The organism is Streptococcus sp. 79 (assembly GCF_013277425.1).
Lineage (GTDB): Bacteria > Bacillota > Bacilli > Lactobacillales > Streptococcaceae > Streptococcus > Streptococcus pseudopneumoniae.
The window spans coordinates 1-21,956 of sequence record NZ_VMMW01000023.1; the positions used below are offsets into that span (position 1 = coordinate 1).

The following is a 21,956-nucleotide window of genomic DNA, read 5'->3' on the forward strand; positions in this document are numbered from 1 at the left end:
TTTGAAAATAATTGAGTATTAGAGGTTTCTGATGGCTTTTTCACATGACCTATTTGGTCTAAAGCCATAACTCGTATCTGAGAAATGAGATTCACAAATGGGGCTCATGACTTGAACAATGGCCTGTTGAATCATTCTATCCATAACTGCTGGAATTCCTAGTTGACGGATACCTCCGTTTGGTTTAGGAATCTCAACTCTAAGAACTGGTTGAGGCTTATATTTTCTCTGTTTTATCAGCTCCTTAGTCAAGCGCCAGTTTTGTCTGAGATAATTATCCATCTCTTCGATAGTCATTCCATCAATCCCAGCTGAGCCTTTATTGGATTTTACTTGATTGTAGGCTTCCAGCATATTTTCGCGTGATACTATCTTATCTAGCAATTTTGACATGTGCCTATTCCTTTCTTGTTTTGGTGCCTGAGGGATATCTTATATTGGTGAGCCTTCATCTAGTCAATACGTGACAGACTCCAGTTCTATCAGACCTCTCGTTTTACAGACACAAGTGAAGTAGGATTACTTCGATCTGTCGTTTTCTCTTTCTAGCGACAGACCTCAAACAGTCTCTCCCCAGACTGTTTGAGTATTCACCCCTTCGCTCCACTTCCATTACAGAAGTTTCCTCACTACTATGGGTTCGGCTGACTTCTCATGATTCCTTGTTACTACGCTTTCAGCGCTCATGAGACCTCACGGGATAAGTCCTACATCTTTCCTCGTTTATACAAGATATGAGGACGTTAAAAGGTTAGAGTGAATTCAATTACTCCCGTGATTTACGCATATGGGTTACGACTACCTTTTTGGACTTTAGAGTTTCTGGCCCCCTTATCCGCTATATACGCCTTACTATCACCTTCCTGTTCGTAGAGCCACGATTTCGCTATCCCTTCCTCTGACGATTCTTATTTCCAGCGTCAGACTTAAAACGGTCTATCCCCAGACCGTTTTAATCCGCTACCTCACGATAGTCAGGCTTGGGAATCGCTATTGGGTTCAGCGGTAGCAGGTGCCCACCGAGGACTTACACCTCAGATGCACGACATGCCCGTCGTGCCAGAAAAAGCCCTTCGGATAAAATCCGAGGGGCTAGAAACGTTGTTAAATCAACGGCCGAACTTTTGAATTTCAAGGTTCGGGATAAAATAGTTTACTGAACTACTTTATTTTTTCAAGTTGTAGAATGATTTCAATCCACGGTATTCTGCTACTTCACCAAGTTGGTCTTCGATGCGAAGCAATTGGTTGTATTTAGCGATACGGTCTGTACGTGAAAGTGAACCAGTCTTGATTTGTCCTGCGTTAGTTGCAACTGCGATGTCAGCGATTGTTGAATCTTCAGTTTCACCTGAACGGTGTGATACAACGGCAGTGTAACCAGCTTCTTTAGCCATTTCGATAGCTTCAAAAGTTTCAGTAAGAGTACCGATTTGGTTAACTTTGATAAGGATTGAGTTAGCAGCACCTTCTTGGATACCACGTGCAAGGTAGTCAGTGTTTGTTACGAAGAAGTCGTCACCAACAAGTTGTACTTTCTTACCAAGACGTTCAGTAAGAGCTTTCCAACCATCCCAGTCGTTTTCATCCATACCATCTTCAATAGTGATGATTGGGTATTTGTTAACCAATTCTTCAAGGTAGTCGATTTGTTCTGCAGATGTACGAACAGCAGCACCTTCACCTTCAAATTTAGTGTAGTCGTAAACTTTACGTTCTTTATCGTAGAATTCTGATGAAGCACAGTCAAATCCGATAAATACGTCTTTACCTGGTACATATCCAGCAGCTTCAATCGCAGCAAGGATAGTTTCAACACCATCTTCAGTTCCTTCGAAACGAGGAGCGAACCCACCTTCGTCACCTACGGCAGTTTCCAAACCACGTGATTTAAGGATTTTCTTAAGAGCGTGGAAGATTTCAGCACCGTAACGAAGGGCTTCTTTAAATGTTGGCGCACCAACTGGCAAGATCATGAACTCTTGGAAAGCGATTGGAGCGTCAGAGTGAGAACCACCGTTGATGATGTTCATCATTGGAGTTGGAAGAACTTTAGTGTTGAATCCACCAAGGTAGCTGTAAAGTGGGATTTCAAGGTAGTCAGCAGCAGCACGAGCTACAGCGATAGACACACCGAGGATTGCATTCGCACCCAATTTACCTTTGTTAGGAGTACCGTCAAGTGCGATCATAGCACGGTCAATAGCTTGTTGATCACGTACATCGTAGCCAATGATCGCTTCAGCAATGATGTTGTTTACGTTGTCAACAGCTTTTTGTGTACCAAGACCACCGTAACGAGATTTGTCACCGTCGCGAAGTTCAACTGCTTCGTGTTCACCAGTAGAAGCTCCTGATGGAACCATACCACGTCCGAAAGCACCTGATTCAGTGTAAACTTCTACTTCAAGTGTTGGGTTACCGCGTGAGTCTAGGACTTCGCGAGCGTAAACATCAGTAATAATTGACATTTTTTACTCTCCTTATGAGTTAAATTTTTTACACCTCTATAATACCTTAAAACCCCTCCTTTTTCAAGAAAAAACGTTATCTTTGTGCAACTTTTCCTTAACTTTATAAAGTAATCGCTTTCTTTTGTCTGTTTTATTCTAACTTTTATGATATACTGTTTTCATGACAGATTTATCAAAACAATTACTTGAACAAGCTCATGGTGGAGCAAAATTAAATCCGGATGAGCAAAGACGCTATCTTGGTACTTTTGAGGAAAGAGTTCTTGGATATGCAGATATTGATACAGCAAATAGCCCTCAGTTAGAAAAAGGATTTTTATCTATTTTAGAAAACCTTCAGGAAAAAGCAGAGCCACTATTTGTGAAGATTTCACCAACTATCGAATTTGACAAGCAAGTTTTCTACTTAAAAGAAGCAAAAGAAACTGATAGTCAAGCTACCATAGTATCTGAGGAGCATATTACTTCTCCCTTCGGTCTGGTTATCCATAGCAATGCACCCGTTCAAGTAGAAGAAAAGGATCTTCGACTTGCTTTTCCAAAACTTTGGGAAGTTAAAAAGGAAGAACCATCCAAAACATCCTTATGGAAAAAATGGTTTGGCTAAATATTGCGCATAGTTAATAAGTGCCCAATATTGGCAGCCGTGTGCTCCAGATAGAGACTGGCATTTTTCAAACTATCTTCCAAAGGTTCATTTTTCTCCAAAATAGAAAAGGTGGCTTGGATATTTTCAAATGGTAAGGGAGGTAAATCTTCAGCAAGACTACCGCAAATAGCAATAACAGGAACTCCGACAGGGGTTCTTTTTGCAACACCTACAGGCGCTTTCCCAGCAAAGCTTTGACTGTCCAGTCTACCTTCTCCAACAATCACCAAGTCAGCATCTGAAACTTTCTTATCAAAGTTGATTAAGTTCAAGCAGGTATCAATTCCCGACACGATATTTTCCTGAGCAAAGGCACACAAACCGCCAGCAATGCCTCCACCAGCTCCTGCTCCTTTAATTTGCAATATTGCAGGTGAGACTTTTTCATAAAAGTCTTGGATTGCTTGATCTAGGACTGGAAACATAGTAAGATTTAGGCCTTTTTGCTTGCCAAAAGTGTAAGTCGCACCTTGATGACCACATAAGGGACTCACGACATCTGATAAAATATGAATTTGAACACCTTCAGGAATTTTATAGCGATTTTCTGTTGAAACAGAAGCTAAGTTTAATAAGGATTGACCGGAAGCAGGCAAGACATTTCCGTCCCTATCATAAAATTGATAACCTAAACCAGCAGCAATCCCCAGTCCTCCATCATTACTGGCCGTGCCACCAACACCGATATAAATATCTTTAATCCCTTTAGAAATGAGATGGAGAATCAACTCTCCGATACCACAAGTTTGGATTTGAAGTGGATTTCGTTTCTCTAGCGGAATTTTTCCAAGACTAACCAAGTCAGCTACTTCAAATAGTGCCAGTTCCTCTTTTTGAAAATAGCGCATGGCTTCTTTTTGTCCAAAAGGGTCTGTCACTTGGATCCATTTTTCTTTTAGGTCAAGAGAATGTCGGATAGCATCTACAGTACCTTCTCCCCCATCACCAACAGGGCAGAGGAGACATTCTACATCTGCTATCGATTGTTGGAACCCTTTTTTAATAGCTTCAGCTACTTTCTGTGCGGTCAAGCTTTCCTTAAATGAATCTGGTGCAATAACAATCTTCACATTTTCCCTCATTCTAAAAAGTCAATCAAAGGAAGAACTTCTAAAAAATCCCTCTTGTCAATATGATGTGGTATTTCTTTTTTGAGCACTTCTTTGGAACAAAAGGCGATTCCTAACTCCGCCGACTTCAACATTAATAGATTATTGACCCCATCACCGATTGCCACCGTTCTTTCTTTAGAAAGTTTTAGTTTCTTTCTCCATTTTTCCAGAGTTTCTTTTTTGACCTGGGGACTTATAATTTGTCCAACTAATTTTCCTGTTAAAAGACCTTCTTTGACTTCAAGCTAGTTGGCAGTGAAATAGGCAATACCAAGGGATTTTGCTAATCTCTCCAACTATTGGTATAAATCCACCAGACACCAAACCAACTAGGATGCCATTCTTTTGGGGAATAGAGATGAACTCTGGGACATTTAGCGATAGATGATTTGAGTTGAAGACTTTATCAAATACCAAAATAGGAAGACCTTCCAAGAAGGACACTCTTTTTCTTAAACTGCTTTCAAAGACCAACTCTCCTCGCATTGCCCGACTTGTAATCTGCGAAATTTCCTCCTCACGACCTACCTTTCTTCCCAACAAATCAATCACTTCTTCTAGGATTAAGGTTCCATCCACATCCATAACACACAAGCCTTTTACTTGAGACATCAGTTCTCCTCTCTAAACAGACCAAAAATCGTATGAAGTCATCATACGATTTTATCTATTAATTAACTAAACTATGGTACAAGTCAAGGTATGACTTGCAGGCTGTATCCCATGAGAAATCACACTCCATAGCTTGTTTTTGTAGATTTCTCCAAACGTCAGGATGGTTTCTATACAAGTCCAATGCTGTTTGGAAAGTCCAATTTAACCAGTAAGGTGATAGATTGTCAAAGCTAAAACCAGTACCGCTTCCTTCGATTGGATTGAAAGCGCGGACAGTATCTCGCAAACCACCAACTTCATGAACCAATGGCAAGGTTCCGTAACGCATAGCCATCATTTGAGACAAGCCGCATGGTTCAAAACGACTTGGCATGAGGAAGAGGTCACAGGCAGCGTAGATTTCTTGAGCAAGTTTGACATCAAAAGTGATATTTGCTGATATCTTGTCTGGGTAAATCTGAGCAAACCATGAGAAAGCTCCTTCAAAGGCTGGATCTCCAGTTCCCAAAAGAACAATCTGAACATCATTTTGCAAGATATGGTGAAGACTTTCGATCACCACATCAAAACCTTTTTGACGTGTCAAACGAGAAACAATTCCCACTAGAGGAACGTCAGATCTAACTGGCAAGCCAACTCTCTCTTGTAATTTTGCCTTATTCTGGGCTTTTCCAGACAAATCTTCCTGATTAAAATGATAGTCTAAAAGAGCATCCGTCTGAGGATTATACAGGTCAGCATCAATCCCATTCACGATACCAGATACTTTACCAGACTCCATTCTAAGAATCTGATCCAAGTTACATCCGAATTTACTGGTCATAATTTCCTGAGCATAACTAGGTGAGACGGTTGAAACACGATCCGCATAGAGAATACCTGCCTTCATCCAGTTCAGACAGTTGTTCCAGCGAAGGGTACCGTCAGCATAACGTTCAAAGCCAACTCCAAACAAGTCCCATAACATTCCTTCTGAAAATTGTCCTTGGAATTCCAAATTATGAATGGTTAAAACAGTTTTTATTCCTTGATAGGCTTGAATCCAACGGTATTTTTCCTTTAACAAGAAAGGAATCATGGCTGTATGGTAATCATGAACATGGAGAAGGTCAGGAATAAAGTCAATCCTTTCCATAGCCTCAATGGCAGCAAGTTGGAAAAAGGCAAAGCGCTCTCCGTCGTCAAAATCACCGTAAACATGACCACGGAAGAAATAATATTGGCTGTCAACAAAGTAGAAGGTTACACCATTTAATACTGTTTTCTTAATTCCACAATACTGTCTGCGCCAACCGACGCTCACCTCAAAATGAAGAACATCTTCAATCTGATTTCCAAATTTAGCCTCTACCATGTCATAGTAGGGTAAAATCACTGCAACTTCATGTCCCGCTTTTACAAGTGATTTAGGAAGAGCGCCAATGACGTCTCCCAAACCACCTGTTTTTGAAAAGGGTGCACCCTCTGCTGCTACAAATAAAATTTTCATGAATGAATATCCTCTGTTACTTTGCTACCTTTCTTAACGACAACTGGATGTTCTGCAGTTCCTCGAATCACAACACCAGGCTCAACTTCAACACCCTTGTCCAAGATAGCATATTCTACCTGAGCTCCTTCTCCAATCACAACACGAGGGAAGAGTAGGCTATCTTTAACCAGGCTATCCTTATGGATATGAATATTACGTGATAGAACAGAATTAGCCACTTGACCTTCAATGATACTACCAGACGCAAACTGAGAAGTACTTACCTTAGATGTATTAGCATAGTAAGTTGGTTCTTCGTTCTTAACCTTTGTATAAATCTTTTGGTTTGGTGAGAAGAGAGAATAGAATTTCTGTGATTCAAGCATATCTTTATTAGCTTGGTAATAAGACTCTACAGAGTGAATATTGGCTAGGTAGCCTGTGTACTCGTAGGCGAAAGCTCCCTCTTTTGCAGCCAAATCACGTAAAACATAACGCAATTTCTCTGGATGTTCTTTTTTAGCTTCTTCTTCCAAGCGTTCAATCAACCACGGTGTATCAACGACAAAGATATCTGTAGACATATTGAACGTTTCAGCTGTTGACTTGCTATCAAAGAGTTTATGAGAAAGAACATGGTCTGTTTCATCCACTTCTAAGATTGCATTTACTTCTGAAATATCTTTCTTAGCTAGTTTTTTATAAACTACAGTGATAGGCCCTTTTGTTGTACTATGTAGATGGAAAACTTGGTTCAAATCAATGTTAATCAAGACATCGCAGTTGAGGGCAACCGTTTGGTTTGATCCAGAGCGTTTTAAATAAGTAAGAAGCTGTTGGTAGTATTCTTTTCCTACTGTGCTACTCTCCACACGAGTATTGTAAATACCTAGATAATAGTGACTGAGAAGGGTTGATAAGCCCCACTCGCGTCCTGAACGAATATGGTCAAAGACTGAGCTGATATTATCCTGCTGGAAAATACCAAAGACACTACGAACACCTGCATTAGCAAGGCTTGAAAGTGGGAAGTCAATCAAACGATATTTCCCACCAAATGGCAAACTTGCTACTGGACGGTGGTCTGTCAATGTCGACATATCGTGAAAACCAACTGTGTTTCCTAAAATGGCAGAATATTTATCAATCTTCATCTGTTGCTACCCCCACTACTTCATTATATCCTACAACTTGTACTTCATCTGTTCCATCAATTTCGACACCGTCAGAAATAATCGCACCTTCACCAATAATGGCACGTTTAATCTTAGCTCCTTGACCAATGATAGCTCCACTCATGATAACTGAATCAACAACTTCCGCTCCTTCGCGAACTTGCGCGCCTGTTGAAAGGATAGAATGTTTAACAGTTCCATCAACGAAACATCCGTCTACAACTAATGAGTCTTCCACATCAGCATTTGCTCCGAGGAAGTTTGGTGGTGAAATCAAGTTTCTTGAGTAAATCTTCCATTGACGGTTACGACTATCCAAGGCATTTTCTGGAGAAATATACTCCATGTTCGCTTCCCAAAGTGACTCAATAGTACCGACGTCTTTCCAGTAACCGCTAAATTCGTAAGCATAAACACTTTCACCTGACTCAAGGTAATTTGGAATGACATTTTTACCAAAGTCTGACATATCGACATTGCTCTTTTCAGCAGCGACTAACATATTGCGGAGACGCTGCCAATCAAAGATGTAAATACCCATAGAAGCTTTTGTAGATTTAGGTTGAGCTGGTTTTTCTTCAAATTCTACAATACGATTGTTAGCATCTGTGTTCATGATACCAAAACGGCTAGCTTCTTTCAGAGGAACATCAAGAACTGCTACTGTCAAACTAGCATTATTATCCTTATGAGACTGGAGCATAGCATCGTAGTCCATCTTATAGATATGGTCACCCGAAAGAATCAAAACATACTCAGGGTTGACACTGTCGATATAATCAATGTTTTGGTAAATAGCGTGGCTAGTCCCCTCAAACCAACGATTTCCTTCACTTGCAGAATATGGTTGAAGGATAGAGACACCAGAATTAATCCCATCTAGACCCCAACTTGAACCATTCCCGATATGGTTGTTGAGAGCAAGTGGTTGATACTGGGTGATGACTCCAACATTGTGAATACCTGAGTTGGCACAGTTTGAAAGAGCAAAGTCAATGATACGGTAGCGCCCACCAAATTGCACAGCTGGTTTTGCGATGCTTTGAGTGAGTTTACCGAGACGAGTTCCTTGCCCACCAGCAAGAATCAAAGCTAACATTTCATTCTTCATTTTCTACTCCTTTTTGGTTTTTACTTGTGACAGTTTTATCAGATTTCAAGCGGCGTTTGATTTTCCAAACACTTGCTCCCATAGCCGGTAGGGTAAAGGTCAAGGTCTGCTCATAATCTTTCCATAGTCCTTCTTGCGTTTGAACAGTTTGATTATGTTCTTTCCAAACGCCTCCCCACTCTTCTAACTCAGTATTCCAGACTTCTTCATAAATCCCTGCAACAGGCAGACCGATTGTAAAATCTTTTCGTTCAACAGGTGCCATATTAAAGACGCAGACTAGCATGTCGCCCTTCTTACCCTTACGGATGAAGGAAAGAACACTCTGGTCTCGATTATCCGCATCAATGATTTCAATACCATCATAGCTGGTATCGATTTCCCACAGACAGCGATGATCTTTGTAAAACTGGTTTAGCTGAGAAGTGAAATACTTCATCTTAGCATTCATAGGGTCTTCTAGATTAGACCATTCCAACTGCTCTTCAGATCTCCATTCTAGGAATTGGCCGTATTCACTACCCATGAAGAGCAATTTCTTACCAGGGTGACAAATTTGGTACGTATAGAGATTGCGCAAGCCTGCGAATTGATTATAGCGATCTCCCCACATCTTGTGCATCATACTCTTCTTGCCATGAACAACTTCATCGTGTGAGAATGGTAGGAGATAATTCTCCTTGAAGACATACATAAAGCTGAAAGTCACTAGGTTAAAGTCGTATGTACGATAAATCGGATCTTCTTCATAGAAACGGAGAATATCATTCATCCAGCCCATATTCCATTTGTAGTCAAAGCCAAGACCATCTGAATCCTTTGTATCAGTAATCTGAGTAGCTGATGAACTTTCCTCAGCTATCATCATCACATCTGGATGAGCTAGTTTAATGACATCATTCAAGCGTTGAAGGAAATAATATCCTTCATAGTTGAGATTACCGCCATCTTTATTCGGTGTCCATGGGGCATCATCGTAATCTAGATAGAGCATGTTGCTAACCGCATCCACGCGAATACCGTCCAAATGGTAAAAGTCAATCCAAAACTTAATGCTAGAAATCAAGAAGGACTGGACTTCATTCTTCCCAAGGTCGAAATTGAGTGCTCCCCAACCATAGTTATGAGCCTTATTATGGTCCTGATACTCAAAAGTCGGTGTCCCATCGTAATAGGCTAAGGCATCATCATTAATAGTGAAGTGACCAGGTACCCAGTCCACAATAATCCCAATATTGTTTAAGTGACATTCCTCAACAAAATCTTGAAACTCTTCAGGACGACCATAGGCATGCTCTAAAGCAAAGTAACCCATAAGCTGATAGCCCCAACTCAAACCGAGAGGGTGAGACATCAAGGGCATAAACTCAATGTGAGTATAGTTCATCTCAACTAGGTAAGGAATGAGTTCATCTTTCAATTGAGCAAAACTATAGGGACTACCGTCTGGATTTCTCTTCCAAGAGCCAGCATGAACCTCGTAAATATTGACAGGACGCTCTTCAAAGCTTAAGCGTTTTCTACGGGCTAGCCAGAGTCTATCCTTCCATTTTTTCTCTGGAATCTCTGTTAAAATCGCTCCAGTACCAGGTCGTGCCTCATACCGTACAGCCAAAGGATCAATCTTCATAAGCTGATGACCATTTGCACGTGTGATATGGTACTTGTAAATTTGGCCTTCTTGAGCAAAACTGGTAAAGACTTCCCAGACTCCAAATTCATTCCGTTCCATCGGAATTTGATTTTCAACCCAATTGGTGAAATCCCCTACCAAGTGAACTGCCTGAGCATTGGGTGCCCAAACTCGGAAAGTATAGCCAGACTCACCATCTTTTTCTTCCCTATGCGCTCCCAGATAATGCTGGAGGTGAAAATTCTCACCTGTCATAAAGGTGCGCAATGCTTCTCTTCTATCCATATACTCCCTTTCTGCTGTAAGCGTTTTCTGTGTTTTTATTATACTACTTTTTTAGAGAAGATTCAAGTAAATTACTATACTTCTTTAAAATTATTTTGAAAATCTACAAAAAGTTCACTTTCTCGTTCAATTGTAAAGCAATATTTTTTCAAAAAAATGTGAAAACACCTTTCTTTTCTCTACTATAATACCAAAAAGTTCGTATTTTTCTATGATTATTATTGTTTTATAGCAAAAAAATAAAACCAGGAAAACAATTTCCTGATTTTACACGTTTGATGAAAATATTTATCAAATTTTCTATACAAGTGAGTTATCAACTAAGTTCTTTCTATTCGTTCACTTCCAATGATGTGTTAGAATAGCGAGATAGATGGTCTTTATAAAACACTCAAGACAGCTAGACTAATATCATCTAACACATTATCTTCTTTTGAACGACTATTAGTTACCAACATAGCTAAATTTCCTGCATTTTCAAATTGATAGGGTTCTGATTTAGCATTCACAACCACCAAGAGGTGTTCTTTCCCATGAACTTCATAGATAAGGCAGCCGCTATGTTCAATCGCAGAATGCACAAAGACATGATGGTAAATTTCATCATAGCTAGAGTAAGAAAAGGCACCAGTTTTTGTCTTCAATCGGATGACTTGACGGATAAACTCAATACTGTCTTGACGCTCATTGATCAAATCCCAGTTGACTTGGTTCACACTGTCAGGAGCATTATAGCTATTCATCGCACGCTCTCTATCATCATGGGTCAACTCACCATTCTCACCAGTCGCAACCAGTTTGGTACGACCAAATTCTTGACCGATTTCCATAAAGGCCATCCCTTGCATGAGTAGGTTCATAGCTGTGGCTGTCTCGACCTTGCGCATGATTTGTTCTGAACTTTGGTTTGGATGAAGGGTTGCCAATAAATCGTGAAGATTGTAATTGTCATGGGCTTCCACATAGTTAAGCACCTGATTTGGATGTGTATAGGTTCCTAATTCACGACTTCCTAGGATTGCTTTGGCTAGAATTGGCTCTGTCGCAGCACCGCTGACAAAACCTGACTTGATAGCACCGTAAACTTCTCCACCTTTGACAGCATCACGCTGATTGTCATTAAAGAAACCAATATTTGGCATTTCGTAGGCGTTGTCTTTCTTAGCCTTATCATAAGGTGCAAGACCTGTTCCCATGTCCCAACCTTCTCCATAGAGGATAATGTTAGGGTCGATTTCATCTAAGCTTTGACGAATCATCTGCATAGTCTTGACATCATGAATCCCCATTAAGTCAAAACGGAAGCCGTCAATATTGTATTCCTGAACCCAGTATAGAAGAGAATCAATCATATACTTGCGGAACATTTCGTGTTCACTGGCTGTTTCATTTCCAACGCCTGTTCCATTCTGGAAGGTACCGTCTGGATTCATACGATAATAGTAATCAGGGACAGTTGTTTGGAAAGGTGCATCAACAACTGAGAAGGTATGGTTATAGACCACATCCATAATAACACCAATACCCGCATCGTGGTAAGCTTGAACCATGGTCTTCAAATCACGAATAACCTGAGCTGGGTCGTCTGGATTAGTTGAAAAACTAGTTTCTGGCGCGTTATAGTTTTGTGGGTCATAACCCCAGTTGTAGGTTACATTCCCATCCTCATCGTATTCTTTGTGACGGTCTGCAATTGGTTGCAACTGAACATAATTGTAGCCCAGCTTCTTGATGTAATCAAAAGCAGTTGCTTGGCCGTACTGGTTAACTGTTCCAGTCTGTGCAGCACCTAAGAAAGTTCCTCGAAGATGTTCATCCACACCTGAGGTCGGTGATTTGGTCAAATCACGAATGTGCATTTCACAAATAACTGCCTTACATGGATTTGCCAAGCGCCAAGTAGCCTCTGAACAGTGCTTGACCTCGAAGTTTGCAACTTGCTTTTCTTCATGGCTCAGGATAGCTGAACGTTTGCCATCAGGACTGGTCGCGATGGTATAGGGATCGCGTGTCACTGTTTGGTGGTGAGGGAATTGGACTTGATACTGATAAGCCTTACCAGTCAAATCTTCCTCAACATCCAAACTCCAGACACCGATTGTATTGTCCTTGTGATTATAAGAGTAGCGATTGCCTCTCTCCATCTCAAAGGTCTTCCAAACAGGAGCATCATTAGCAGCTGATTCATAAACGACAACCTGCACTTCTGTCGCTGTTGGAGCCCAGAGAGCAAAACGAGCCTGATTGTCCTCTACACGGCAACCCAATTCCCCTTGGTAGCCCCAGTGGTGGTCGAAACTAGCGCTATTGATAGCCTTGTCAAAAGCAAAAGGATTTTGATTTTTATAGAAAGGACTTGCAATTGCAGGATTTTCAGAATAATAAATTCTATCATCGCCTTCCAAAATCCAGACCTCTGTTAAGAGGGGATAGTGATTAAAACGGATAGCATATTCTTTACTAGTTTGGCCTGTGTGAACCACAAAATTCAAGCTTTCTAAGGGATGAGCACTTGGGTGTTCAAAGCTAAATAAGGCTCCAAAATAATCTTCTTGGTAAGTTAGTAAATCAATTCGTTGATCCTTACTCTTTACAAAAGAGCAAGTGTCGTATTCACCATTCTTGCGATGGTAATGAATGCGCATAGGGTAGTTATACATTTTTATTTTTCCTTTTTACTTTTTAATTCGTTTCTATTTCACTAATAAATTCTTGACTAATCTCGTCTCGATTGACAAAAAATTCGATGTGATGATGGCAGACTTGAAGTTCAACTGGGGTATCTCCTCCATATTCCTCATCTAGGTTCAGCATAAATGGTTCTTGGTCATCTAAAACTTCTAAACGTAGTTTGCTAGTTTTAAGGTATTCGATATTGACGTCTGAGACATGCTGACCACCATTAATGGCCTGTATCAATAAGCCCAACATATCAAATAGCTTGTCTGTCTTGACCAAAATCAGAGTAAAATTACCATCGTCTAACTTGGTATCAGGCGCTAACTGCTCAAACCCTCCAATGGAATTGGTCAAGGCAACAAAAATCAAGGACACCTCTCCTTCAAAGACCCCCTGATCGTGTGTGATTCTCACTGGACGAACCTTGGTCTTAGGAAACATTTCAATGCCTTTAGCAACATAGGCAAAATAACCAAGACGCGTCTTGACTTCACTTGGAACACTGTAAGTCAATTCGGTTAAGGTTCCAGCAGCGGCAATATTAATAAAATATTTGTCGCCAAAAGCTCGTCCAATATCCATATGAATGGTCTCATTTTTAGCAATAATCTGAGCAGCCGCAACAGGATCACCCATTGGAATTTTTAGGGCACGCGCATAATCATTAGTCGTACCTGTTGGGATGATAGCAAGCCGAGGTCTCTTATCGAGCGAGGCAACCCCATTGACTACCTCATTAATTGTTCCATCACCACCTGCAGCAATAATCAAATCAAAACCAGCTTTGGCTGCTCTCTCAGCTTCTTTTTGTGCCGAAAGAGGTTCTGGAGTCGTTTGAAAGGCACTGGTTTCATAGCCAATATTTTCCAAAACATCCAGCACTTCTGCTATATTTTTCTTGATAATTTCCTGCCCTGAGGTTGGGTTATAAATTAAACGCGCACGTTTTCTTTCTTCTGTCATTGTTACAAACTTTCTAGCCAAGCTTCATCTCGAACTTCGATAGCAAGTTCTTGCGCCTTTTGAAGTTTACTTCCAGCATCTGCTCCTGCCACGACGAGGTCGGTCTTTTTAGACACACTGCCTGTCACTTTGGCCCCCAGACTTTCGAGTTTACTTTTAGCTTCTGAGCGCTTGAGCCGTTCCAATTTTCCAGTCAATACCACTGTCAAACCTGACAAGGCTGCATCCGCTACTACAGTTTGACCTTTATAATCCAGATTGACCCCAGCTTCTTTCAATTCTCTGAGGAGAATTTCAGAGCCTTCTGTCGCAAAATAAGTCTGGAGACTCTTGGCAATCACACCACCCAGACTCTCAATACTAGCCACTTCCTCTGGATCTGCCTGAACCAGATTTTCAATTGAGTGGAAATGTTGAAGTAAAAGCTGACTGGCCTTGTTTCCGACATGGCGAATTCCCAAACCAAATAAGAGCTTCTCGGCAGAATTTTCCTTAGATGCTTGGATAGCCTGATACAGTTTAGCAGCGGACTTTTCCTTGATCCCCTCTAAAAGGAGGAAATCTTCTTCTTGCAAACGATAAATATCCGCCACATCCTTGACTAAATTAGCAGCAAAGAGTTTCTCAACAATAGATGGACCAAGGCCTGTAATATTCATAGCATCACGAGAAGCAAAGTGAATCAAGCCTTCCATGATTTGAGCAGGGCAACGCGGATTGATACAACGCAGGGCCACTTCATCTTCAAAGTGCAGCAAGTCAGAGTTACAACTTGGACAGTTTGTAGGGATATCCAGTTTCTCTTCAGAAACCCGTTTGGACTCTACTACACGTAAAACGGCAGGGATAATATCTCCAGCCTTATAAACGATAACCGTATCATCTTTTCGGATATCTTTTTCAGCAATATAATCCACATTGTGCAGAGTCGCACGGCTAACAGTTGTACCAGCTAGTTGTACTGGTGTTAGATTCGCAGTTGGGGTTACAACACCCGTACGGCCAACTGTCCAATCAACTGATAAGAGTTGAGCTTCTTTTTCTTCAGCTGGGAACTTGTAGGCTACTGCCCACTTTGGAGCTTTAACGGTAAAGCCAAGTTCTTCTTGGCCTGCTAGGTCGTTGACCTTGATTACCACTCCATCAATATCGTAAGGCAGATTTTCTCGTTCTTGTCCAACTTCTTGGATAAAATTCCAGATTTCATCCATGCTTTCAGCCAGAATTCGCTTAGGATTAACCACAAAACCTAGTTGTTCTAGGTGCTTCAAAACCTTTTCTTGACTATCACGAGTTGACGGGCTGGCTTCTTGATAGAGGAAGGTAGCAAGATTGCGCTTGGCAACTACTGCTGTATCCAACTGACGCAGAGTTCCTGCTGCCGCATTACGAGGATTAGCAAATTCAGGCTCTCCATTTTCTTGGCGCGCTTGGTTAACTTGGTCAAAGGAAGCGCGTGGCATGTAACATTCCCCACGAACTGTGATATCTAGTTCTTCTGGCAAAGTCAAAGGAATGTCCTTAACACGTTTGAGATTTTCTGTGATATTTTCTCCAATAGAACCGTCTCCACGTGTTGCACCAACAACTAAAATCCCCTTTTCATAAGTCAGCGAGATAGATAAGCCATCGATTTTCAGCTCACAAATATAGGTCGGATAAGCCACTTCCTTACGAACACGCGCATCAAAAGCTTCAAGCTCCTCACGTGAAAAAGCATCCTGCAAACTATAAAGAGGATACTGATGACTGTATTTTTCAAAACCATCTAAAATCTTGCCACCAACACGATGGGTCGGACTGTCTGCTAGCACTTGATCTGGATAGGCAGTTTCTAACTCAACCAACTCTCGGTAAAGGCGATCATACTCACTGTCTGAAACCGAGGGATTATCGCTGGTATAGTACTCAGCCGCATAGCGATTGAGCAAGGCGACTAACTCATTCATTCTTTTATTCATAAAACCATTTTACCATAAAACAAGCCCTCCTCACAAACGAGAAGGGCGGAAAAAACACTTAGTTTGGAATTATTTTTAAAACTCAAGCAACCTTATATAAATTTTTCAAAATGAGTTCGAACATAAATAAACGATATACAAGACAAGATGATAACACCACTTCCAATTATCAGGAAAGAAGAGAGATGTACACTTGGCAGGACTGTCATAAATCCTTTTGCAATAGGCATAAATAGAATAGCTAAGGTAAAAATTGTACTTAGTACTCTCCCAAGAAATTCGCTCTCAACCTTGGTTTGTACTTGAGTAAAAAAGTGAATATTAAAAATCGTCATAAACAATTCACAAACTAAATTTCCAGAAAAGGAAAGAAAAGTTGGCAGTGGTAATCCCATCATAAAAACTCCGACACCTGTCAAAGCCAGTAAAATCAAAAGATTATAAACATTAGCTTTAATTTTACTAGCTAGAAGAGCCCCAATGATGGAACCAATAGCCCCCATAGTTAAAATACTTGCATAGGCTCCTTCTGACCCGTAAAGCTGATTCGAAAAGGGGAGGAGAAATTCAAAAGCTGCAAAAAAGAAATTAACGCTGGAAGCTACCAGCAAAAGGAAGAAAATTTCTTGCTGATGCCAGATATAGTGTAACCCATCCTTGATATCTACAAACATATCTCTCCCAGTAAAAGCCTTTTTCTCTCGAACTTTTGCTTCCTCTTTTGGAAGGAAAGCCACTAGAACAAAAGCAATGAAAAAAGTCAGCGAGTCTAGCAGTAGCGTCATATGGAGACTTGCAAACTGTAAAACAAGGAAGGAAAGAACAGGAGAGCTAACACCTACAACCTGCAAAACCAGCTCTAAGCGAGAGTTATAGATCACAATCTTATCTTTCTCAACAACCTCAGTTATAATAGCTTTATTGGCTGTACGAGAAAAGGCAAAAGCAATCGCCTGAACAATGTTGGCAACAATCAAAGCCCCAATCATCCAGCTATCATTCCTTATGAAAGAAATAGCCAGACAAAGAATCCCACAAACAAGGTCTGCCACCATTAAAATCTTACGACGAGAAAAACGGTCTGAAATGACTCCACCAAAGGGATTGACTAGAATAGATGTGACGAGTTCAGAAATCTGATACATTCCTAAAACTGTCTGTCCCATAGTCCCCATGGAAGCCAACCAGACACTATTTCCATAATCATAGAGCATATTCCCTATCTTGTTAACAGCTCCACGGCTAATCAACTGTACTGCATAGCGATTCATATAAAAACTCCTCTCAAATTTTGAAACTATTTTATCAAAACTGAAAGGAGCTTTTTATTTTTTCCCTTATTTGGGAAAATTAATTTTTGATAAATTTTTCGTAGTGTTCCTGATAATAGGCTACTTGCTCTGGAAGACCTAGCACGTCAAAAATATGCATGGCCTCTTGCATCTGCTTATAACCTTCTTTACACTTTCCTTTTTGATATAAGACAAAACCTTTTAAATAATGGAAAATATTACGCTCATAAAGCTTAATACCTTTACCAATAATCTTCTCTGTATAAGCCTCAAAATAGCTAGCGTTATCAAAAGAAAGATGCTCTAAACAATGCTGGTAACAATTAAGGGCTAAAATCAACACTAATCTCTTATGGCGACCAATCTCTTGGTAAAATTCCTCCCTCTCCATAACTTCTCTACCAATCCGAGTGACATAGTCCACATCGTAGAAACTATAGAGGTTACCGAAAAGAATCAACTCATACATAGTCCATTCTTCTGTTTTGAAGAGATAATCTGCTACCTTATCCAAATCATCCTGCTTCATATCATAACTCGAATCTCTTTGACAAATCAGACCCTGTAACAAAATCCAGTTCAGCTCAAAATAAAGGGGAGTCGTCGAACTCTTAGCCTTTTCAAGTTGTTCTTCTTGAAGCTTTTGAAAACCTGCAATATCATTTGAGTAGTAAAGTGGGATAATCTGTGCCATCATAGCAACATGTTCATGATTTTGAAAATCCCTAGCCTTGTCCATGAAATTTTCAATGGTCACATGAATATTATCCAAAATTTCAAAAAAACGTGAGACTGCTAGGTCAGATTCCCCAAGCTCAAAGCGAGATAACTGAGAGGTTGAACAGGACTCGCCTGCTGCTTCCTTTAAAGAATAATTTCCACTTGTTCGAAATTCACGAAATACTTTTCCAAGATGTTCCATCTTTACACCTGCTCTGATAATTCTTCCCACTCAAGCATAGCTTCTTCCTGACGGTGGCTGATTTTGTCCAGCTCAGCCTGCAATTCCATCAGTTTGTCGGCATCGTTTGTTTCCAACATTTGTTCAGAAATGGCTTGGCTTTGACTTTCTAGCTCTTCAATTTCAGCTTCTAGACTTTCGATTTGTCGCATGAGCTTACGAACTTCTTTTTGACTTTCTTTCTGAGCTTGATAGTCATTAACTGGGCTTGCTTCTTTTGCTTGATTGCTGGTTGAAGCTTCCTCTGTCAGACCGACTTCCATTTCAGCCTTTTTATCGACATAATAATCGTAATCTCCCAAGTAAAGAGTCGAGCCATTCTCAGACAATTCCAGTACATGAGTTGCCACACGATTGATAAAGTAACGGTCGTGGCTGACGAAGAGAAGAGTTCCATCGAAGTCAATCAAGGCATTTTCCAACACTTCCTTGCTATCAATATCCAAGTGGTTGGTTGGCTCGTCCAGAATCAAGAAGTTGTTGTTTTCCAAAGACAATTTAGCCAAAAGCAAACGTGCTTTCTCGCCACCAGACAGCATGCCAACTGATTTTTTGACATCATCTCCTGAGAAAAGGAAGGCACCTAGACGGTTACGGATTTCAACTTCTGGTGTCAACTTAAAATCATTCCAGAGTTCATCCAGTACAGTATTACTTGGTGTCAGCTTGCTTTGGGTCTGGTCATAGTAACCAACCTCAACATTAGCGCCAAAGCGCTTTTCCCCCTTGATAAAAGGAATCTGGTCCACAATAGACTTGATAAAGGTTGACTTGCCGATACCATTTGGACCAACGATAGCGACAGCATTCATCTTACGAAGATCTAGGCTAATCGGTTGTGACAGGACTTCCCCATCATAGCCAATAGCTGCATTTTCAACAGTCAATACAACATTACCAGACGTTTTTTCAGACTGGAAGGTCATATTGGCTGATTTCTTGCCAGCTTCAGGCTTGTCCAAACGCTCCATTTTTTCTAGTTGTTTACGACGGGATTGGGCGCGTTTGGTCGTTGAAGCACGGACTAGATTGCGATTGACAAAGTCTTCCAGAGCAGCGATTTCCTTTTGTTGCTTTTCATAGTTTTTTGCTTCAGTAGCTAGCTTCTGCTCCTTCAACTCAACAAAACGAGAGTAATTCCCCACATAGCGATCCAAGGAATGCTTGGTCAAATCCAGCGTAATCGTCGCAACCTTATCCAAGAAATAACGGTCGTGGCTGACGATAATGAGGGCGCCGCTATAGTTTACCAAATAATTCTCTAGCCAGGCGATGGTTTCAATATCCAAGTGGTTGGTTGGCTCGTCCAAGACCAAGAGATTTGGCTTTTCAAGAAGCATTTTGGCCAGCGCCAGACGGGTATTTTGACCACCAGAAAGCTCAGCAATTTTCATCTGCCACATAGACTCGTCAAACTTGAATCCATTCAAAATCGCTCGAATATCAGCTTCATAAGTGAAACCACCTGCTTGGTGAAAATTTTCAGATAAGCGGTCGTAATCTGACATCAGTTTATCCAAATCCTCACCAGACTTTTCACCCATCTCCAGCTCCATCTGACGCAGTTGTTTCTCAGTCCGACGCAAATCATCAAAGACATGAAGCATTTCATCGTAGATAGTGTTTTCAGATTCAAAACGGCTATCTTGGGCTAGGTAAGACAGAGAAATATCTTTTTTCTTATTGATTTCTCCGCTAGTTAGCTCCTCTTCTCCAACTAAAATCTTCAAAAGAGTAGACTTACCTGCACCATTTTTCCCAACAAGGGCAATCCGATCTCGTTCATCAACTTGCAGGTTGATATTATCGAAAAGAACCTCTCCTGCAAAAGAACGTTCAATTTTATTAGCTTGTAAAATAATCATACAAGTAGTATAGCATGTTTCCCTAAGGCATTCAAGATAATGGTAAGTATTTTAGCGAAGGGTTTGTAACATAAAGTAAATTATGTAAAATTTATGTTAGATTCCTTCGCTATCTTGTTGGACTTTCTAACCAGCTAATCTTGCTTCAAATAGTTATCGCACAAGTCTATTATTTAATTCTTTTCATTATATACGTACGTATAGCAAATTGAAATAAGATGAGAACAAATCGATTGGGAAAGTAAAATTAATTTCTATAAATGTTTTAGCAATTGTTTCGTACTATTTTAGATTCAGTCTACTATATATACAATATTTTCGGAACATTCAACTTTTTAACTCTATTTATTACTAGATTTCATAATTAAAAAGCCTACCGACCAAGCTAGAAAGCTTGATACAATAGGCTTTTTAAAGACTGATTATTTAACAGCGTCTTTAAGAGCTTTACCAGCTTTGAATGCTGGAACTTTAGAAGCTGCAATTGTCATTTCTTTACCAGTTTGTGGGTTGCGACCTTTACGTTCTGCACGCTCACGAACTTCAAAGTTACCAAAACCGATCAATTGAACTTTTTCACCAGCTGCAAGATAGTCAGCTACTGCTGCAAATACAGCTTCAACTGCTGCTGCTGAGTCTTTCTTAGTCAATTCTGTAGCTTCTGCTACTTTAGCGATCAAATCTTGTTTGTTTGCCATGTTAACGATTCCTCCAAATAATTTCTAATTAACAAATATAATCATATCCTAAAATCCCTTTTAGGTCAAGTTAAAAACGCTATTTCTTCCCATTTTATTTATTTTTTAGGAATGGTAACGTACCAAAATAGCCCACGCATTCTCACCCGTGTGAGTTTGAATAATGGAACCCGTTTCCAAAACAGAAATTGGCTGTTCAACATAAGCTTGTAAGCTTTCTTTCATCTCTTTTGCCCAATCATCACTACCAGAATATGAAATTCCAATCTCTGCTACAGAACGTTCAGAAAGCGATGTTATCAACTCATCTAACCATTTTTTAAAAGTTTTAGCTCCACGACCTTTAACCATTGGCTGCAATTCATGGTCTTTCATTTGCATGACAACACGGATATTGAGAAGTGAGCTCAACAATCCAGTTACACGGCCAATTCGTCCACCTTTGACAAGATTTTCCAAAGTTGAAACACCAATATAAAGCTCTGTATGGTTTTTAACCTCTTCTACATGAGATAAAATTGTCTCCATATCTTTACCTTCTTGAGCTAACTTCGCAGCCTCAACAACTTGGAATTTCAGGGCTTGGTCAGTGAAGGAACTATCAACAACAGTCACGTCGGCAGTAGATAAACTAGCACCTTGACGCGCTGCTTCTACAGTCCCCGAAAGAGCATGGGACATATGAATAGCAAGAATCTGGCTGCCATCCTTGCATAGGTCTTCAAACACTTCAGCGAAGACACCTACAGGCGGCTGGCTTGTTTTTGGAAGATTCTTAGCTTCTTGCATCAAGTGAAGAAATTTACCTTCTTCTTTCAAATCAGCATCAGAATAAACAACATTATCAATCATTACAGATAATGGAACAATTGTAATATCTAATTGCTTTACTAGTTCAGGTTCAATAGTAACAGATGAATCGGTTACAATCTTAATTTTTGTCATAGTATCAATCTTTCTATTTTAGGATTCAGATTGGTTTCCTTGCTTCTAATTATATCAAAAAAAAGAT

The 21,956-nt window shown here is 40.3% G+C and carries 17 protein-coding genes and 1 pseudogene; 1 reads left to right on the top strand and 17 read right to left on the bottom strand.

Annotated features, from left to right (window positions below):
• Positions 1-30 precede the first annotated feature (30 nt).
• Positions 31-393: pseudogene (locus HT729_RS05155) on the bottom strand (reverse transcriptase domain-containing protein); the annotation flags it as partial.
• Positions 394-1,166: 773 nt separating this feature from the next.
• Positions 1,167-2,471: a surface-displayed alpha-enolase gene (gene eno / locus HT729_RS05160; RefSeq protein ID WP_000022813.1), complete on the bottom strand. Its 1,305-nt coding sequence runs from the start codon at positions 2,469-2,471 to the stop codon at positions 1,167-1,169.
• A 163-nt stretch (positions 2,472-2,634) separates the two neighbouring features.
• On the opposite strand from eno, the gene HT729_RS05165 reads away from it, so the two are divergent.
• Complete coding sequence (locus HT729_RS05165) at positions 2,635-3,081, top strand: DUF1694 domain-containing protein (RefSeq protein WP_000131108.1); 447 nt, start codon at positions 2,635-2,637, stop codon at positions 3,079-3,081.
• Here the strand turns inward: HT729_RS05165 and HT729_RS05170 are convergent.
• From HT729_RS05170 to HT729_RS05240, 15 genes are all read right to left on the bottom strand, one after another.
• A complete protein-coding gene (locus tag HT729_RS05170) occupies positions 3,078-4,193 on the bottom strand; it encodes a glycerate kinase (RefSeq protein WP_054392798.1) in 1,116 nt (371 codons plus the stop codon). The two genes, HT729_RS05165 and HT729_RS05170, sit on opposite strands and share 4 nt — an antisense overlap.
• 8 nt (positions 4,194-4,201) lie before the next feature.
• Complete coding sequence (locus HT729_RS05175; RefSeq protein WP_172926305.1) at positions 4,202-4,435, bottom strand: HAD hydrolase family protein; 234 nt, start codon at positions 4,433-4,435, stop codon at positions 4,202-4,204.
• A gap of 40 nt (positions 4,436-4,475) precedes the next feature.
• Positions 4,476-4,847 (bottom strand): HAD-IB family phosphatase, encoded by a 372-nt coding sequence (locus HT729_RS05180; protein ID WP_031222760.1) that lies wholly within the window; start codon positions 4,845-4,847, stop codon positions 4,476-4,478.
• Between the two features lie 58 nt (positions 4,848-4,905).
• On the bottom strand, positions 4,906-6,339 hold the full coding sequence (gene glgA / locus HT729_RS05185) for a glycogen synthase GlgA (RefSeq protein WP_023940142.1): 1,434 nt from the start codon (positions 6,337-6,339) through the stop codon (positions 4,906-4,908).
• A complete protein-coding gene (gene glgD, locus HT729_RS05190) occupies positions 6,336-7,475 on the bottom strand; it encodes a glucose-1-phosphate adenylyltransferase subunit GlgD (protein WP_000687036.1) in 1,140 nt (379 codons plus the stop codon). Before glgD ends, glgA begins: the two co-directional genes overlap by 4 nt.
• Entirely contained in the window at positions 7,465-8,607 is a 1,143-nt protein-coding gene (locus tag HT729_RS05195) for a glucose-1-phosphate adenylyltransferase (RefSeq protein ID WP_023940141.1), read from the bottom strand. The genes glgD and HT729_RS05195 overlap by 11 nt, the downstream gene beginning before the upstream one ends.
• Entirely contained in the window at positions 8,597-10,525 is a 1,929-nt protein-coding gene (gene glgB, locus HT729_RS05200; protein WP_000375891.1) for a 1,4-alpha-glucan branching protein GlgB, read from the bottom strand. The genes HT729_RS05195 and glgB overlap by 11 nt, the downstream gene beginning before the upstream one ends.
• Positions 10,526-10,905: 380 nt before the next feature.
• Positions 10,906-13,185, bottom strand: a complete 2,280-nt coding sequence (gene pulA / locus HT729_RS05205) for a type I pullulanase (RefSeq protein ID WP_054392796.1) — start codon at positions 13,183-13,185, stop codon at positions 10,906-10,908.
• Positions 13,186-13,207: 22 nt separating this feature from the next.
• Positions 13,208-14,167: a diacylglycerol kinase family lipid kinase gene (locus tag HT729_RS05210; RefSeq protein WP_172931755.1), complete on the bottom strand. Its 960-nt coding sequence runs from the start codon at positions 14,165-14,167 to the stop codon at positions 13,208-13,210.
• Between the two features lie 2 nt (positions 14,168-14,169).
• Positions 14,170-16,128 carry an NAD-dependent DNA ligase LigA gene (gene ligA, locus HT729_RS05215; RefSeq protein WP_054392795.1) on the bottom strand — a complete coding sequence of 653 codons (1,959 nt, stop codon included), beginning with the start codon at positions 16,126-16,128 and terminating at the stop codon, positions 14,170-14,172.
• A gap of 92 nt (positions 16,129-16,220) precedes the next feature.
• Complete coding sequence (locus HT729_RS05220) at positions 16,221-17,399, bottom strand: MFS transporter (protein WP_023940134.1); 1,179 nt, start codon at positions 17,397-17,399, stop codon at positions 16,221-16,223.
• 79 nt (positions 17,400-17,478) lie between these two features.
• Entirely contained in the window at positions 17,479-18,342 is an 864-nt protein-coding gene (locus HT729_RS05225; RefSeq protein WP_054392794.1) for an XRE/MutR family transcriptional regulator, read from the bottom strand.
• Between the two features lie 2 nt (positions 18,343-18,344).
• Entirely contained in the window at positions 18,345-20,246 is a 1,902-nt protein-coding gene (locus HT729_RS05230; protein WP_023940130.1) for an ABC-F family ATP-binding cassette domain-containing protein, read from the bottom strand.
• Positions 20,247-20,668: 422 nt separating this feature from the next.
• Positions 20,669-20,944: an HU family DNA-binding protein gene (locus HT729_RS05235; protein ID WP_001284639.1), complete on the bottom strand. Its 276-nt coding sequence runs from the start codon at positions 20,942-20,944 to the stop codon at positions 20,669-20,671.
• Positions 20,945-21,049: 105 nt separating this feature from the next.
• Entirely contained in the window at positions 21,050-21,889 is an 840-nt protein-coding gene (locus tag HT729_RS05240) for a DegV family protein (protein ID WP_023940128.1), read from the bottom strand.
• Positions 21,890-21,956: the final 67 nt, after the last annotated feature.